At 51.8% G+C, this 17,192-nt stretch carries 12 protein-coding genes; 11 read left to right on the top strand and 1 reads right to left on the bottom strand.

Features of this window, described 5'->3' with window-relative positions; all coding sequences use genetic code 11:
- Nucleotides 1-5: 5 nt before the first annotated feature.
- A complete protein-coding gene (gene gdhA / locus ACRQU7_RS09210; RefSeq protein ID WP_141825153.1) occupies nt 6-1,337 on the bottom strand; it encodes an NADP-specific glutamate dehydrogenase in 1,332 nt (443 codons plus the stop codon).
- Between the two features lie 346 nt (nt 1,338-1,683).
- Between gdhA and glnA the strand changes: the two genes are divergently transcribed.
- The 11 genes from glnA to glmS all read left to right on the top strand — a co-directional run bounded on the left by glnA (nt 1,684) and on the right by glmS (nt 17,160).
- Nucleotides 1,684-3,015: a type I glutamate--ammonia ligase gene (glnA, locus tag ACRQU7_RS09215; RefSeq protein WP_444645397.1), complete on the top strand. Its 1,332-nt coding sequence runs from the start codon at nt 1,684-1,686 to the stop codon at nt 3,013-3,015.
- 46 nt (nt 3,016-3,061) lie between these two features.
- Complete coding sequence (locus ACRQU7_RS09220; RefSeq protein ID WP_444645399.1) at nt 3,062-3,604, top strand: ANTAR domain-containing response regulator; 543 nt, start codon at nt 3,062-3,064, stop codon at nt 3,602-3,604.
- 13 nt (nt 3,605-3,617) lie between these two features.
- The gene (gene dapF / locus ACRQU7_RS09225) at nt 3,618-4,451 is read left to right on the top strand and encodes a diaminopimelate epimerase (protein WP_444645561.1); all 834 of its coding nucleotides are present in this window, start codon (nt 3,618-3,620) and stop codon (nt 4,449-4,451) included.
- Nucleotides 4,452-4,496: 45 nt separating this feature from the next.
- Nucleotides 4,497-5,717 carry an LL-diaminopimelate aminotransferase gene (locus tag ACRQU7_RS09230; RefSeq protein WP_444645401.1) on the top strand — a complete coding sequence of 407 codons (1,221 nt, stop codon included), beginning with the start codon at nt 4,497-4,499 and terminating at the stop codon, nt 5,715-5,717.
- Nucleotides 5,718-5,811: 94 nt separating this feature from the next.
- Entirely contained in the window at nt 5,812-6,888 is a 1,077-nt protein-coding gene (locus ACRQU7_RS09235) for a carbamoyl phosphate synthase small subunit (protein WP_444645403.1), read from the top strand.
- Nucleotides 6,885-10,100 carry a carbamoyl-phosphate synthase large subunit gene (gene carB / locus ACRQU7_RS09240; RefSeq protein WP_444645405.1) on the top strand — a complete coding sequence of 1,072 codons (3,216 nt, stop codon included), beginning with the start codon at nt 6,885-6,887 and terminating at the stop codon, nt 10,098-10,100. Before ACRQU7_RS09235 ends, carB begins: the two co-directional genes overlap by 4 nt.
- Nucleotides 10,101-10,180: 80 nt before the next feature.
- On the top strand, nt 10,181-10,885 hold the full coding sequence (purC, locus tag ACRQU7_RS09245; protein WP_141827914.1) for a phosphoribosylaminoimidazolesuccinocarboxamide synthase: 705 nt from the start codon (nt 10,181-10,183) through the stop codon (nt 10,883-10,885).
- 35 nt (nt 10,886-10,920) lie between these two features.
- A complete protein-coding gene (purF, locus tag ACRQU7_RS09250; RefSeq protein ID WP_444645563.1) occupies nt 10,921-12,354 on the top strand; it encodes an amidophosphoribosyltransferase in 1,434 nt (477 codons plus the stop codon).
- A gap of 24 nt (nt 12,355-12,378) precedes the next feature.
- On the top strand, nt 12,379-13,809 hold the full coding sequence (gene purB, locus ACRQU7_RS09255) for an adenylosuccinate lyase (protein ID WP_444645407.1): 1,431 nt from the start codon (nt 12,379-12,381) through the stop codon (nt 13,807-13,809).
- 157 nt (nt 13,810-13,966) lie between these two features.
- Complete coding sequence (locus ACRQU7_RS09260) at nt 13,967-15,244, top strand: adenylosuccinate synthase (RefSeq protein WP_444645409.1); 1,278 nt, start codon at nt 13,967-13,969, stop codon at nt 15,242-15,244.
- Nucleotides 15,245-15,333: 89 nt separating this feature from the next.
- The gene (gene glmS, locus ACRQU7_RS09265; protein WP_444645411.1) at nt 15,334-17,160 is read left to right on the top strand and encodes a glutamine--fructose-6-phosphate transaminase (isomerizing); all 1,827 of its coding nucleotides are present in this window, start codon (nt 15,334-15,336) and stop codon (nt 17,158-17,160) included.
- Nucleotides 17,161-17,192: the final 32 nt, after the last annotated feature.

The raw sequence follows: 17,192 nt of genomic DNA on the forward strand, positions 1-17,192 counted from the left end.
TTTAATTAAACCGTGCCCTGCGCGAGCATGGCGTCCGCTACCTTGACGAAGCCCGCAATATTGGCGCCCGTTACATAATTCTTCGGGCAGCCGTATCTTTCCGCGGCGTCGGAGGCGTTCGTGAAAATGTTTTCCATAATGCTCTTCAGTTTTATGTCGACTTCTTCAAAGCTCCAGGAAAGACGCATGCTGTTCTGGCTCATTTCCAGTGCGGAGGTTGCGACGCCGCCTGCGTTGGATGCCTTGCCGGGGGCAAACAGAACGCCGTTCGCCTGGAAGTATTCCGTAGCTTCAATGCTGGTCGGCATATTGGCGCCTTCCGCTACGGCGAATACGCCGTTTTTCACGAGTTCTTTCGCGTCGTCGAGAAGCAGCTCGTTCTGGGTGGCGCAGGGAAGCGCAATGTCGCATGGAGTGCTCCAAACGCCTTTGCCCTCATGGTATACGGAATTCGGGCGATATGCCTGATACTCGGACAGGCGTCCGCGCTTGATTTCCTTGATTTCCTTGATCGCCTTGAGGTCGATTCCTTCAGCGTCGTAGATCCAGCCGGTGGAATCGCTCATAGTCACGACCTTTCCGCCGAGCTCCTGCGCCTTCTGGCAGGCATAAATGGCGACATTGCCCGAACCGGAAATATCGATGATTTTTCCTTCGATGGATTTGCCGTTTTTACGGAGCATTGCGTCGGTAAAGTAAAGCAGACCGAAACCGGTCGCTTCCGTGCGGACGAGGGAACCGCCGAAGGTCAGTCCCTTGCCAGTCAGTATCCCGGAGTATTCATTTCTGAGGCGCTTGTACTGGCCGAACAGGTAGCCGATTTCGCGGCCGCCTACGCCGATATCGCCGGCAGGAACGTCTGTGTCCGGTCCGATGTGGCGGCAGAGCTCCGTCATAAAGCTCTGGCAGAAGGCCATGACCTCGCGGTCTGATTTGCCTTTCGGGTCAAAGTCGGAACCGCCTTTGCCTCCGCCGATCGGCAGGCCGGTCAGGGAATTCTTGAAAATCTGTTCAAATCCAAGAAATTTCAGGATACCGATGTTTACGGACGGATGAAAGCGAAGGCCGCCCTTGTACGGTCCGATTGCATTGTTAAACTGAACGCGGTAGCCGCGGTTTACCCGTACGTTGCCTGCGTCGTCCACCCAGGCTACGCGGAATTTCACCTGTCTGTCCGGCTCGGTCAGCCTTTCCAGAATACCGGCTTTCTGATACTGGGGATTTTGCTCAATAACCGGAGCCAGGGACGTTAAAACTTCGGTTACCGCCTGAATGAATTCGGGCTGGCTGGGATTTTGCTGGATAACGTTTGCGAGTTGCTCTTTAACATAAGACATGGGTATATCCTCCTATATAAAATTGAGAACGGTATTATTCGACTTAATAATACTTCTCAATTCAACAGTTTAGCACAGCAAAAGCCCGGATACAATCATTTACAATTAAAATTTATAAAAAAATACTTGCTTTTTGCAGGACAGACGTATCAATTCTGCAAAAAGACGGAAAATAAAGGGGAGCGATTGAAAATTTGTGCATTAAAATGAAATGTCCCTTTCAATTCGAAAAAGATTGACACTGCATACAGAATATAATAGAATATACTTATTATTGAAATGATGTAGACAAGGAGGTTCTGTAAAGGAGCACCCTTGTTATTTTTATTTTCAGGGAGGTATCGATTTGAGTAAATATACAAAAGACGACATTATCAGGATGATTGATGAAAATAATGTGCGGTTTATCCGCATGCAGTTTACGGACATTCTGGGTACCTTGAAAAATGTGGCCATTACGACCAGCCAGATCGAAAAGGCGCTTGACAATCAGTGCATGTTCGACGGCTCGTCCATTGAAGGGTTCGTCAGGATCGAGGAGTCCGACATGTACCTCAGACCGGATCTGGATTCTTTTACCATCCTTCCGTGGCACACGCAGCACGGCCGTGTCGCCCGGCTGATCTGCGATATCTACAAGCCGAACGGAGAGCCGTTTGAGGGCGACCCCCGCTATGTCCTGAAAAGGACGCTGAAGGAAGCGGCGGAGATGGGTTACACGTTCAACGTGGGCCCAGAATGCGAATTTTTCCTGTTCAACACGGACGAATTCGGGCATCCTACGACCGTTACGCACGATACCGCCGGCTATTTTGATCTGGGACCGTCCGACCTGGGCGAAAGCGCGCGCCGCGATATCTGCCTGAATCTTGAAGAGATGGGGTTTGAAATCGAAGCGTCGCACCATGAGGTCGCCTTTGCGCAGCACGAGATCGATTTTAAATACAGCGAGGCGCTTTCCGCGGCGGATAATATTCTGACCTTTAAGATGGTCGTGAAGTCCTGCGCGGATTCCCACGGGCTTTGCGCCACTTTTATGCCCAAGCCGGTTTACGGTCGCTGCGGTTCCGGGATGCATACCAACATGTCCCTGTTCAAAGACGGAAAGAATGCCTTTTACGATCCGGACAGCGAGACCGGGTTAAGCCATATTGCATATAATTTTATTGCGGGTATTTTAAAGCATATCAAAGGGATGTGCGCCATTACCAACCCGCTGGTCAATTCCTACAAGAGACTGGTCCCGGGTTTTGAGGCGCCCTGCAATATCGCCTGGACTTTAAGCAACCGCAGCGCGCTGATCCGTGTACCCGCTTCCAGAGGGGAAGGCACGCGGGTGGAACTGCGCAACCCCGATCCCGCTTGCAATCCTTATCTGGAGTTTGCGGTGCTGCTCGCGGCGGGACTGGACGGAATCAAAAATGACCTGACGCCGCCTGACGCGGTTGCCGCGAACATTTATGATTTTGATATCGGGGAAAGAGCGGCTGCGGGAATCGAGGCTTTGCCGACGGATCTCAACAACGCTGTTTTAGAAATGAAGGCGGACCCCTTTATTGAAAAGACACTGGGTGACCATGTGTTTAACAAATACACCGAGGCGAAGGAAAGAGAGTGGTACGACTTTTCCACTACGGTTACGGAGTGGGAGCTGGACCAGTATCTGAATAAATTCTGATTAGGCTGCCAAAAACACCACATTCCTTTCTACGGAGTTGTTAAATATGAGCAGTATTCTTGTAGCGAATTCAAATGCGGATTACGCTAAAAAAATAGCGGCCGTACTCCGTACCGGCGGTTTGAATGTCAGTGGTGTGTGTACAACCGGCTCGCAGGTAATCGATTTTGCGAACAGGCATTATCATGGAGGCGTGGTGGTCTGCAGCGTAAAGCTGATGGATATGCCGGCGCTGAACCTGCCGAGGTCGGTCGGTTCCAATTACGATTTCCTGTTTATCGTAAAGTCCCAGCAGATGGATATTTCCGAATCGCTTTCCTGCGCCAGCTTAATCATGCCGATCAATCGGATGGACCTGCTTTCTTCCGTGAATATGCTGCTGAATATTTCCGATTACAGCAGCCTAACCATTAAAAAGAAGATCGCCAATGGGAACTATGATGAAAAACAGGTGATTGAACAGGCGAAAAATATTCTGATGGAACGCAATAATTTTACCGAACCGCAGGCACACCGGTTTATTCAAAAGAAAAGTATGGATTCAGGTAAAAAAATGATAGAAACCGCAATGATTATTCTGAATTTATAGGAGGTGGATTTTGTTGAAATTTACAAAGATGCAGGGCATCGGCAATGACTATATCTATATCAACTGTTTTGAGGAAAAAGTCCAAAATCCATCCGAGCTTTCCATAAAGCTCAGTGAAAGACATTTCGGCGTCGGTTCGGACGGAATTATCTTAATAGAGCCGTCCGACAAAGCCGACTGCCGTATGGATATTTATAACGCGGACGGGTCGCAGGCAATGATGTGCGGCAACGGGATCCGCTGTGTGGGCAAATACGTGTACGAACGCGGAATTGTAAAAAAGGACGTTCTGAAAGTCGACACCATGAGCGGCGTAAAAACGCTTTATCTGGATGTCGAAAATGGGATAGTCGTTTCCGTTACCGTGGACATGGGCAGGCCGGATTTTCAGACTGAAAAAATTCCGGTGACGTACCCGAAGGACCGGATGATCGACGAGCCCGTTGTGTTCGGCACAACGGAATACAGGGTGACCTGCGTTTCCATGGGAAATCCGCACTGTGTGCTGTTTGTCGACGATGTAACCAAGGTGAAGATTGAAAAAATCGGTCCGATGCTGGAGTGCGACAAAATTTTTCCGCACAGGGCAAACATTGAGTTTGTTCAGGTGCTGAGTCCGGAAGAAGTGAATATGCGCGTGTGGGAACGCGGCTCCGGGGAAACCTGGGCGTGCGGAACCGGAGCGTGCGCCGTGGCGGTTGCCTGTGCGGCGAACCGGAAAACAGGCCGCAGTGTAACCGTCCATCTCAGGGGCGGCGATTTGCATATCAAATGGGAAGAAAAGACGGATAAGGTATTGATGCGCGGTCCGGCGGAATTCGTCTTTGACGGGACGATAGAGATTTAGCTTCTGCTGTCTGCCGGAAATCATGAATGAAGGGAATGTAGTATTTTGTTAAGAGTAAACGAAAACTTTGTAAAGCTGCCCGCGAGCTACCTTTTTGTGGATATCGCGAAAAAGGTGAACGAATTTTCCGGGCAGCACCCGGAAACGGAGATTATCCGTCTGGGAATCGGGGATGTTACCCGCCCGCTGCCGAAAGCGGTGGTAAAGGCCATGCAGGCCGCCGCGGAAGAGATGGGCAAAGCGGAAACCTTCCGCGGCTACGGTCCGGAAGCCGGTTATGAATTTCTTCGTACCGCAATCGCGGAAAACGATTTTATAAAGCGCGAGGTGCAGATTGACATCGATGAGATTTTTGTCAGCGACGGCGCGAAAAGCGATACCGGCAGCATCGGGGATATCTTCGGTGCGGATAACGTGGTTGCGGTGTGCGACCCGGTTTACCCGGTTTACGTCGACACCAATGTGATGGCCGGAAGAGCCGGAGAGTACAGCGAGGGCAAGGGGTGGAGCAAGATCGTCTACATGCCCTGCCGGAAGGAAAACGGATTTCTGCCCGAGCTGCCCAAAGAGCGAGCCGACATGATCTATCTTTGTTTCCCCAACAATCCCTCCGGTGTCGGAATCAGCCGCGAAGAGCTGAAAAAGTGGGTGGATTACGCGCTTGCGAATCAATCCGTTATCCTCTACGATGCCGCGTACGAAGCATTTATCACGGAAAAGGACATGCCGCACAGCATTTATGAGATACAGGGCGCGAAAAAATGCGCGATCGAGTTCAGAAGCTTTTCAAAGACCGCCGGTTTTACCGGAACGCGCTGCGCGTACACTATTCTTCCAAAGGAACTGGTGTTCGGCGGAGTCTCTCTGAACAAGCTGTGGGACCGGCGCCAGTCTACAAAGATGAACGGTGTTTCCTATGTCGTCCAGCGCGGCGCAGAGGCGGTTTTCTCCGAGGAAGGCCGGCGGGAGGTCAGGGAAAACATCGCTTACTATCTCAATAATGCCAAAATCATTGTGGATGGCCTGAAAAAGGCGGGATTTGAAGTTTACGGCGGCGTGAACTCGCCCTATGTCTGGCTGAAAACGCCCGACGGACTTACTTCCTGGGAGTTTTTCGATCTTCTGCTTGAAAAAACCGGCGTGGTCGGTACTCCGGGTTCCGGCTTCGGCGTGGGCGGCGAAGGCTATTTCCGCCTGACTTCCTTTAACACGAAGGAAAATACGGAAAAAGCGTTGGAAAGAATCATCCGCTCCTTCAAAGCTTAACGGTCAAATTGTCCATTCCATTTAGGACTAGAAACCGATTTGCTGTCTGAACAATTGCGATTGATGTTGAATAATAAGAATGGTTGGTGATTAAATGAAAGCATTGCTGATGCTTGAAAATGGAATGACCTTTGAGGGAGCGGGTTTTGGCGATGAACATGACGTCCTCTGCGAGGTCGTGTTCAACAGCGCCATGTGCGGCTACACGGAGCTGCTGACCGACCCGTCCTATGCGGGGCAGGGGGTTGTCATGACCTATCCTCTCATTGGAAATTACGGCATCTGCTATGATGATACGGAATCTACAAAGCCGTGGCTGCGGGCCTTTATTGTACGGTCCGTTTCCGGCGCGGCCAGTAATTTCCGCTGTGACGTGGATTTGAACACCTTTTTGAAACAGAACCATGTTCCCGGCATTCAGGGCGTGGATACGCGCACCATTACGAAGGTGCTGCGTGAAAGCGGCACCATGCGCGGCATGATTGCTTACGGAGATCAGATTGATCCCGCGGCAATGAAAAAACAGATCGACGCCTTTGTGCTGGAATCCTGCGTCCCTCTTGTCAGCAGCGGGGAACAGAAGGTGTACGGCGACGGACCCGTTAAGATCGCTCTGGCGGATTATGGGGTGAAGAGCAACATTATCCGTTCGCTTGTGAGGCGCGGCTGTACCGTAAAATGCTTCCCGTACGACGCCTCTTTTGAGGATATGATGTCTTTTTCACCGGACGGCATCATGCTCTCCAACGGCCCCGGCGACCCGAAGGAGTGCACAAAGGCTATTTCCGAACTGAAGAAGGTGTATGCCCACGGCGTCCCAACCTTTGCGATTTGCCTGGGACATCAGCTGATGGCGCTTTCTCAGGGATTTGATACTTATAAATTGAAATATGGCCATAGAGGAATTAATCACCCGGTCAAGGATTTGAGTACCAACAGGGTGTATATTACTTCCCAGAACCACGGATTTGTGGTCAATGGTGACACAATCAATCCTTCAGTAGCCGACGTCCGCTTTATCAGCATGAATGACGGCAGTATTGAGGGATTGAACTATAAAAATGGAAAAGTGTTTTCTGTGCAGTACCATCCGGAAGCTTCTCCGGGCCCGCTTGACACAGGCTTTCTTTTCGATCAATTTCTCAAGCTGATAGGAGGAGGCCAGATATGAAGAGAACAGATATCAAAAAGGTAATCATCATCGGCTCCGGTCCGATCATTATCGGTCAGGCTGCGGAGTTCGATTACGCTGGAACGCAGGCCTGCCGCGCGCTCCGCGAAGAGGGTATAGAGGTCATCCTCATTAACTCAAACCCGGCGACGATCATGACGGACAAGCAGATCGCCGATAAGGTTTATATTGAGCCTCTGACCGTTGAAACCATCAAAAAAGTAATTCTCAAAGAAAATCCGGACAGTATCCTTCCGACCCTGGGCGGCCAGAACGCGCTGAACCTTGCGGTGGAGCTGGAGGAGTCCGGTTTCTTAAAGGAAAACAACGTGGAAATGATCGGCACAAACGCCGACACCATCCGGATGGCGGAGGACAGGGAGCTGTTTAAGGAAGCCATGGAGCGCATCCAGCAGCCCTGCGCGCAGAGCGCCGTTGCGGAAAATATTGAGGACTGCGTCAAAATCGCGAGGAAAATCGGTTATCCCGTTGTTGTACGCCCCGCGTACACACTGGGCGGAAGCGGCGGCGGCATTGCGGCCGACGAAGAGCAGCTGCTCTCGATCGCAACACTCGGCCTGCACCGCAGCCGCGTGAACCAGGTGCTGATTGAACGGTGTATTTCCGGCTGGAAGGAAATCGAGTACGAAGTCATGCGCGACCGCAACGGCAACTGCATCACGGTCTGCAACATGGAAAACTTCGATCCCGTCGGCGTTCATACCGGCGACTCCATTGTCGTCGCTCCCTGCCAGACGCTTGCGGATAAGGAAACGCAGATGCTCCGTTCCGCCGCGCTTGCCATCATCCGGGAGCTGAAGGTGGAAGGCGGCTGCAACGTTCAGTTCGCTCTGAATCCGAAAAGCTTTGAGTACTGCGTGATCGAAGTAAATCCCCGCGTAAGCCGTTCTTCCGCGCTTGCCTCTAAGGCGACGGGCTACCCGATCGCGAAGGTGGCTTCCAAAATCGCGCTGGGCTATACACTGGACGAAATTCAGAACGCCATCACAAAAAAGACCTTTGCGTGCTTTGAGCCGACACTGGACTACTGCGTGGTGAAAATTCCGAGATGGCCGTTTGATAAATTTGTTTACGCCAAGCGCAGCCTGGGTACCCAGATGAAAGCGACCGGCGAAGTCATGGGGATTGCCCCGACCTTTGAAGCGGCTTTGATGAAATCCATCCGCTCGCTGGAGCAGAATGTTTTCAGCCTGCTTGACCCCAATGTCCGCAGCCTTACGAACAGCGAGCTGGAGCAACAGCTTTATGTCGTCGACGACCGGCGGCTCTGGGTAGTTTCCGAAGCGCTTAGGCGCGGCGTGGCCCCGGAAAAGATTCACGATATTACGAAAATCGATCTCTGGTTCCTTGACAAGCTGCTTTCGATCATCCAGGTCGAAAAAGCTTTTGCCGCGGGGCCGATTGATAAGGCCCTGCTTCTGAAAGCAAAGGATTTTGGATTTCTTGACAAAACCCTGTCGCAGCTAAGCGGCAAGACCGTAGAAGAAATCCGGGCAATGGAAGACGAGTGGGACATTCATCCCATTTATAAAATGGTCGACACCTGCGCGGCCGAGTTCGACGCAGAAACGCCGTACTATTACTCCAGCTACGGAATCCAGAATGAATCCCTGCCGCAGAGCGACCGAAAGAAAATCCTTGTCATCGGTTCCGGCCCCATCCGCATCGGGCAGGGGATCGAGTTCGATTTCTGTTCCGTTCACAGTGTCTGGGCGCTGAGGGACCTTGGTTATGAAACCATCATCGTCAACAACAATCCGGAAACCGTCAGCACGGACTTTGACATTGCCGACAAGCTGTACTTTGAGCCCCTGACGGAAGAGGATGTGCGCCATATTATCGATCTGGAAAAGCCGGACGGCGCCGTCGTGCAGTTCGGCGGCCAGACCGCCATCAAGCTGGCCGGGGCCATTGAAAAAATGGGCATTCCGATTCTCGGGACCTCGTTTGACAGCATCGATGAGGCGGAAGACCGCGAGCGGTTCGACAAAATCCTGTTTGAATGCCAGATTCCGCGTGCCGACGGCCGTATGGTCTTTACCTGTGACGAAGCCATCCGGGCGGCGAACGAGCTGGGTTACCCTGTACTTATCCGGCCTTCCTATGTGCTCGGCGGACAGGGCATGCATATCGCGTATGCCGACGAGGACATCGTCGAACAAATCGGCATCATCAACCGGATTGCGCAGGAGCATCCGATTCTGGTGGATAAATACATTATGGGCACCGAGGTGGAGGTCGACGCCGTCTGTGACGGAATCGACTCGGTCATTCCGGGTGTCATGCAGCATATTGAGCGTGCCGGTATCCATTCCGGAGACAGTATTTCCGTTTATCCCGCCATCGGCGTACCGAAGGATATGCAGGAGCTGATTGTGGAGTATACCCGCCGGCTCGCAAAGGCGCTGAAGGTCAGGGGACTGCTGAATATTCAGTTTATCGTCAAGGATCAGGAAGTGTATGTCATCGAGGCAAACCCGCGTTCCTCCAGGACCGTGCCCTATATCAGCAAGGTAACGGGTATCCCGATCGTACCGCTGGCTGTTGGCACCTTCTTTGGCAAGACCCTGCCGGACATGGGCTACCACTACGGACTGCAGAAGGAAAAAGACCTGATCGCTATCAAAATGCCGGTTTTCTCCTTTGAAAAGCTTTACGGGGCCGACGTCAACCTCGGCCCGGAAATGAAATCCACCGGCGAGGTGCTGGGAATCGCGCGTACCTTTGATGAGGCGCTGATCAAGTCGTTTTACGGCGCCGGCGTACACATGATTAAAAACGGCAGGGTGATTTTTACCCTGAAGGACAGCGATAAGGAAGAGGCTCTGCCCATTGCCAGAGGGCTCTACGACCTTGGATGGACGATCTACGCTACGGCGGGAACCTCCGATTTTCTGAACGACCACGATATCCCGACCATCCGCACCAATAAGATCGGAACGGGCAGCCCGGATATCCTCGACCATATTACCTCTGGCAAAATCGATCTGGTCATCAATACTCCGTCCCGCGGGGTGGTGCACAACAGGGACGGCTATAAAATACGCAGAAACGCGGTGGAATCCGGCATTCCCTGCCTGACTTCGCTGGATACGGCCAACGCGTTCCTGACCTGTGCCCAGCACGTGGAAACCACTCAGCTTTCCGTGATTGACATCACGAAGGTTTCCAAGTTCCTGAACTTTATCTGACAGCTCCATTCAAAGAAATGGAGAAGAAAATCCGCGTATTCAAATCATGGATATAAATGAGTTATAGGAGGAAAATAATGATGAAAAAATGTGAGCTTCTCTATGAGGGCAAGGCAAAAAAGGTTTACGCAACGGATGATAAGGACTACTGCATCGTCGATTACAAGGACGATGCAACTGCCTTTAACGGACAGAAAAAGGGGACAATCGTCGGCAAAGGCGTTGTCAACAACAAAATGTCCAATTATTTGTTCCAGCTGCTGGAAAAACACGGCATCAAAACGCATTTCGTCAAAGAACTGAGCGACCGCGAAACGCTTGTAAAGAAGGTCAAAATCGTCCCTCTTGAGGTAATTGTCCGCAACAAAGCGGCCGGCAGCCTTGCGAAAAGGCTCGGTCTGGAGGAAGGCACCCCAATGAAGACCACCGTGCTGGAATTCTGCTATAAGAATGATGAGCTGGGCGACCCGATCGTCAACGAATACCACATTCTTGCCGCTGAATTTGCAACGAAGGAAGAAGTTGACCAGATCAGCGCCATGTCGCTGAAGATCAACGAAATCCTGAAAGAATTTTTCCTCTCCGTCAACATAGAACTGATCGACTTCAAACTGGAATTCGGCCGCTGCGCCGACGGGATTATTCTTGCGGATGAAATTTCCCCGGATACCTGCCGCTTCTGGGATGTCAGTACCCACGAAAAGCTTGACAAGGACCGCTTCCGCAGAGATTTGGGCGGAGTGGAAGAGGCTTACGCCGAGGTAATGAAGCGCATCGGCTTATAATGGATAGGGATGGTGAGTATTTGAACAGCTCTGTGATGGATTACGATCTTTCCAAACCGCACGAAGAATGCGGCGTTTTCGGAATTTATTCCGACGGCGGGACGGCACCCGCCTACGCCGCCTACAACGGGCTTCTCGCTTTGCAGCACAGGGGGCAGGAAAGCTGCGGAATTGCCGTCTGCGACCGCGGGGTTATTTCCTACTCGAAGGACATGGGCCTTGTCACCGAGGCGTTCAACGATAAAATTCTGGATGACCTTGTCGGCCAAATGGCGGTCGGTCATGTCCGCTATTCCACTGCGGGCGGCAGCGTGCGCGAAAATGCTCAGCCCCTTGTCATGCGTTATATCAAGGGAACCCTCGCGATTGCCCACAACGGGAATCTGACGAACGCCTACGAGCTTCGCCATGAGCTGGAACACAGGGGATGTATTTTCCAGACGACGATCGATACCGAAGTCATCGCCTATATCATTGCACGGGAGCGTGTGGATGCTCCTTCGATTGAAGAAGCAGTCCGCCGTGCGCTTCCGAAAATCCAGGGCTCGTATTCCCTCGTGGTCATGAGCCCGCAAAAGCTGATTGCCGCGCGCGACCCGCACGGTTTCCGGCCTCTTTGCATTGGCAGGCTTGACAATTCCTATGTTTTTGCGTCCGAAACCTGCGCGCTGGACGCGTGCGGGGCGGAATATGTGCGCGACGTGGAGCCGGGGGAAATCGTTGTTGTGGACAGCAACGGCCTGCGTTCCATCAAGGACCCTGTAAACGTGGAAAAATCGCTCTGTGTCTTCGAGTATATCTATTTTGCGAGAACGGACAGCTACATTGACGGAAAAAGCGTTTATGAAGCGAGAAAGGAAGCCGGACGCCTGCTTGCAAAGCAGAACCCGGTCGAAGCGGATATCGTAATCGGTGTGCCGGAATCCGGAATTGACGCCGCGATCGGTTACAGCGAGGAATCCGGTATCCCCTATCAGAAGGGGATTGTAAAGAACAGCTATATCGGGCGGACGTTTATAAAGCCAAGCCAGTCCGAGCGGGTGCGCAGTGTACGGATCAAGCTGAACGCGCTTTCCTCCTGCGTAAAAGGGAAACGGGTGGTCATGCTGGACGATTCCATTGTACGCGGAACGACCAGCGCTCGCATCGTCACCATGCTGAAGGACGCCGGGGCGACCGAGGTCCATCTCAGGATCAGTTCTCCGCCCTTTTTATGGCCGTGCTATTACGGAACGGACATTCCGTCCAAGGACGATCTGATCGCCTGCCAGCACAGCATTGAGGAAATCGGGAAGATGAGCTTCGCGGATTCCATCGATTTTCTGCACCTTGACAATCTGCCGAAAATGATGGGCGGGTGCAGCGGCTTCTGCGACGCGTGCTTCTCCGGGAAATATCCCGCGCCCGTGCCGGATTATCTGATTGCAAATAAGAATTACGACTACTGCACGCCGATCAAAAGATTCTAATTTCCTGTTTGGAGGATCATACCATTGAAAAATACTTATGAATCACCGCTTTCGTCACGTTATGCGGACGACGAAATGAAATATTTGTTTTCACCGGATAAAAAATTCAGAACATGGCGCAGGCTGTGGATCGCACTGGCGCAGGCTGAAAAAGAACTCGGGCTGAACATCACGCAGGAACAGATCGATGAAATGATCCGGTTCCAGGACGACATCAATTACGAAGTTGCCGAAGCGCGCGAAAAAGTGGTGCGCCACGACGTAATGTCGCACGTTTATGCCTTTGGTCAGCAGTGCCCGAAGGCCATGCCGATTATCCATCTTGGCGCGACGTCCTGCTATGTGGGCGACAACACGGACATTATTATCATGACGGAGGCGCTGCGGCTGGTAAGGAACAAGCTGGTCGGCGTGATCCGCGTGCTTTCCAAATTCGCCGTGCAGTATAAGGACCTGTCCACGCTGGCATTTACCCATTTCCAGCCGGCACAGCCCACCACGGTGGGCAAGCGGGCCACGCTCTGGATTCAGGACCTGCTGATGGATTTGGAGGATGTGGAGTATCAGCTTTCCAAGGCGAAGCTTCTGGGCTCCAAGGGTACCACCGGCACACAGGCCAGCTTCCTGGAGCTGTTTGACGGAGACCACGAAAAGGTAAAGAAGCTGGACGAACTCATTGCCGAAAAGATGGGGTACACCTCCTGCTTTGCGGTCTCCGGCCAGACGTATTCAAGAAAGCTGGACAGCCAGATGCTTTCCGTTCTGAGCGGAATTGCGCAGAGCGCGGCCAAATTCTCCAATGATATCCGTCTTTTGCAGCATCTGAAGGAGATTGAAGAGCCGTTTGAGAAAAACCAGATCGGTTCCTCCGCGATGGCCTACAAGCGCAACCCGATGCGCAGCGAGCGAATCGCTTCCCTTTCCAGATATGTCATGATCGACAGCCTGAATCCGTACATTACGGAGGCGACGCAGTGGTTTGAGCGTACGCTGGACGATTCCGCGAACAAACGTATCAGTGTTCCGGAAGCGTTTCTTGCCGTGGACGGCATTTTGAACCTGTACGCGAACGTCGCGGACGGACTGGTCGTTTACCCGAAGGTAATCGAGCAGCACCTTTTAAGGGAGCTGCCGTTTATGGCGACGGAAAACATCATGATGGACGCCGTCAAGCGCGGCGCGGACCGCCAGCAGCTTCACGAAAGGATCCGGGTGCATTCCATGGCCGCTTCCAAAGTGGTCAAGGAAGAGGGCGGGGAAAACGATCTGCTTTCCCGTATTGCCGCCGATCCGATCTTCGGCGTGACGCTCGAGGAGCTTTACGCGATCGTCAAGCCGGAAAAGTATGTGGGCAGGGCGCCGCAGCAGACCGAGGAGTTTATTGACGAAGTAGTCGGCAGGGCGATCGCGCCTTATGAGTTTGTTCCCGATGAAAAAGCGGAAATAAATTTATAATTGATACAGAGAAATAGGAATTATTTTTTTATTGTTATTCTGCTTTGCTTTTCAGAATAAGTGTGATATTATAATTGAGTTGTTTCCATACTGCCTAAATTCGGCCGCAGGGCAGTTTTTCAGCAAATTCCGTAGCGGCACGGCGGAGTGAATGCATATGATTAAAGCAATTGTTGGCGCAAACTGGGGAGACGAAGGCAAGGGTAAAATCACCGACGTCGAAGCAGCTCAGTCCGACATTGTCATTCGGTTTCAGGGCGGCAGCAATGCCGGTCACACCATTATAAACAACTATGGCAAATTTGCCCTTCACCAGCTGCCATCCGGTGTTTTTTACAGCCATATCACGAATATCATCGGCAACGGCGTTGCGCTCAGCGTAGAGAATTTCGTCAAGGAATTGAAGGCGCTTCAGGAGCGCGGCGTTCCGAAGCCGAACATCGTTATTTCGGACCGCGCACAGCTGGTCATGCCATACCATATTCAGCTTGATACGTTTGAGGAAGCGCGTCTTTCTTCCCATTCCTTCGGGTCGACAAAGTCTGGAATCGCACCTTTTTATTCCGACAAGTTTGCGAAGATCGGCTTCCAGATCAGTGAGCTTTACGACGACGAGAACTCTTTAAAGGAGAAGATCGACCGAGTCATTACGCTGAAAAACGTGCTGTATGAGCATCTGTATCACCAGCCCAAACTGACGGTGGATGAGATTTACAATCAGCTGATGGAATATAAAAAGCTGTTGGAGCCCTATGTAGCGGATACGTTTTCCATTCTGCACAAAGCGGTTCAGGAAGGAAAAAATATCCTGCTGGAAGGACAGCTCGGCGCTTTGAAGGACCCCGACCACGGGATTTATCCCATGGTTACCTCGTCTTCGACGCTGGCCGGATACGGTACCATCGGAGCGGGCCTTCCTCCTTATGAAATCAGGGAAATTATCGCAGTCGTAAAAGCCTACTCAAGCGCCGTCGGCGCAGGGGAATTTGTCAGCGAAATTTTCGGGGAACAGGCCGATGAGCTTCGCCGCAGGGGCGGCGACGGCGGTGAATTCGGCGCCACGACCGGACGGCCGCGCAGAATGGGCTGGCTGGACCTGGTCGCTTCCCGGTACGGCTGCCAGGTGCAGGGCGCTACCTGCGTTGCACTGACTGTTCTGGATGTACTGGGGTATCTGGATGAAATTCCGGTCTGCGTAGCCTATGAGCTGGACGGCGAACGGATCGATTCTTTCCCCCCGACCGTACGGCTGAAACACTGCAAACCGATTATTGAGACTTTGCCCGGCTGGAAATGCGATATCCGCGGGATCAGAAACTATGAGGATCTTCCGGAAAACACGCGCCGGTATATTGAATTCGCCGAGAAGGCGATCGGAGTTCCGATTAAGATTGTTTCCAACGGCCCTGCGCGTGAAGATATTATTTACAGATAAGGTTCCCGTAATGGAGTGCCGACATTTCCGGTGGCAGTGTTGGCACTCGTTATTTTCAGATTCAATTCTACCGGAGAAAGTGTGATACTATGTGTGGAATCGTTGGCTACATCGGAGACGATCAAGCTGCTCCTTTCTTGCTGAGCGGACTGGAAAAACTGGAATACCGGGGCTATGATTCAGCCGGAATCGCCGTTTACGACGGAACTTCCCTCCATGTTATGAAAGCAAAGGGAAGACTGAAGGTATTAAGCGACATGATCAACGGGGGAAAAGACGTCCTCGGCACTGTGGGAATCGGCCATACAAGGTGGGCGACACATGGCAAACCGTCGGATATTAATTCCCATCCTCAGGTCAGTGACTCCGGAAAATTTGCCGTTGTGCACAATGGAATTATTGAAAACTATCTCTCGTTGAAGGATTTGCTCATTAAAAAGGGGATCAATTTCGTATCGGAAACGGATACGGAGGTGGTCGCGCAGCTTCTGGAATACTACTACAAAGGAGATATTCTGGACGCTGTCATCCGTGTCATCAATAAGGTGGAGGGCTCTTATGCTCTCGGCATCATCTGTGAGGATAACCCCGACCAGATTGTCGCCGTCAGAAAAGACAGCCCGCTGATTGTCGGCCTTGGCAGGGGCGAGAACTTTATTGCCTCCGATATCCCCGCTATCTTAAGCAAAACAAGGGATATTTATCGCCTGAACGATAACGAAATCGCCGTGCTTCAGAAAGAATCCGTAATGATTTATAATACGGATAAGGAAATTGTTCCGAAAGAGCCCTGCCATATCGACTGGGATATTTCCGCTGCCGAAAAGGGCGGTTATCAGCATTTTATGGCCAAGGAAATTATGGAGCAGCCCAAAGCGGTGAGAGACACGATTTCCCCCAGGATTCAGGATGGGAAAATTGTTCTGGACAATATCACCCTGACGGAGGAACAGATGAAGAGCTTTTCAAAGATCTTTATTCTGGCCTGCGGCTCCGCTTACCATGTTGGAATGATTGCAAAATATATTCTGGAAAGATTTGCGCGCATCCCTGTGGAAGTCGATGTTGCGTCCGAATTCCGGTACCGCCATCCCATTATCGACGATAAGGTCCTGGTGCTTGTCATCAGCCAGTCCGGCGAAACGGCGGATACGCTGGCGGCGTTGCGCGAGGCAAAAAAGCTCGGCGCAAGAACGCTTTCCATCGTCAATGTGGTTGGCAGTTCCATTGCCAATGATTCCGACGACGTGCTGTACACATGGGCCGGTCCTGAAATCGCCGTGGCAACGACAAAGGCTTACAGCACCCAGCTTGCGGTCATTTATCTGCTGGCGGTTTATTTTGCCGATAAGCTCGGAAATCTCTCCAAAGAGGATTACGCTTATTACGTTTCCCAGCTTCAGGAGCTTCCCGATAAAATTGCCGAGATTCTCAACAACAAAGAACATATCCAATTCCTTGCGTCGCAGTTCTTTAATGTTAGGGACGTCTTTTTCATCGGCAGGAATCTGGACTATGCGATGTCTCTGGAAGGCTCTCTCAAGCTGAAGGAGATTTCTTACATCCACTCCGACGCATACGCGGCCGGCGAATTGAAGCACGGCACCATTTCCCTTGTGGAAGACGGTACGCTGGTGGTGGCTCTGGCTACCCAGAAGATACTTTTCGATAAAATGATGAGCAATGTGAAAGAGGTCAAGGCGCGCGGTGCCGTAGTGCTTGGCCTGACTACTGAAAACAATAAAAAGATCGAGCAGGAAGCCGACCATACATTGTACATTCCCGAGATGTGTGAGATGATGCTGCCGTCTCTGGCGGTCGTTCCTCTTCAGCTTTTCGCGTATTATGTTGCGTCGATGAAGGGCTGCGACATTGATAAACCCCGGAATCTTGCAAAATCGGTAACTGTTGAATAAAAGATTACTCTGTTGCTTTTGTGAAATCCGGC

This window comes from Caproiciproducens puteiluti (assembly GCF_052442865.1).
Classification (GTDB): domain Bacteria; phylum Bacillota; class Clostridia; order Oscillospirales; family Acutalibacteraceae; genus Caproiciproducens.

What these genes read in the sequence shown, in the direction of transcription:
- gdhA (WP_141825153.1), bottom strand. Translation starts at nt 1,337, where the DNA reads ATGTCTTATGTTAAAGAGCAACTCGCAAACGTTATCCAGCAAAATCCC.
- ACRQU7_RS09220 (WP_444645399.1), top strand. Translation starts at nt 3,062, where the DNA reads ATGAGCAGTATTCTTGTAGCGAATTCAAATGCGGATTACGCTAAAAAA.
- ACRQU7_RS09235 (WP_444645403.1), top strand. Translation starts at nt 5,812, where the DNA reads ATGAAAGCATTGCTGATGCTTGAAAATGGAATGACCTTTGAGGGAGCG.
- carB (WP_444645405.1), top strand. Translation starts at nt 6,885, where the DNA reads ATGAAGAGAACAGATATCAAAAAGGTAATCATCATCGGCTCCGGTCCG.
- purC (WP_141827914.1), top strand. Translation starts at nt 10,181, where the DNA reads ATGAAAAAATGTGAGCTTCTCTATGAGGGCAAGGCAAAAAAGGTTTAC.
- purF (WP_444645563.1), top strand. Translation starts at nt 10,921, where the DNA reads ATGGATTACGATCTTTCCAAACCGCACGAAGAATGCGGCGTTTTCGGA.
- ACRQU7_RS09260 (WP_444645409.1), top strand. Translation starts at nt 13,967, where the DNA reads ATGATTAAAGCAATTGTTGGCGCAAACTGGGGAGACGAAGGCAAGGGT.
- glmS (WP_444645411.1), top strand. Translation starts at nt 15,334, where the DNA reads ATGTGTGGAATCGTTGGCTACATCGGAGACGATCAAGCTGCTCCTTTC.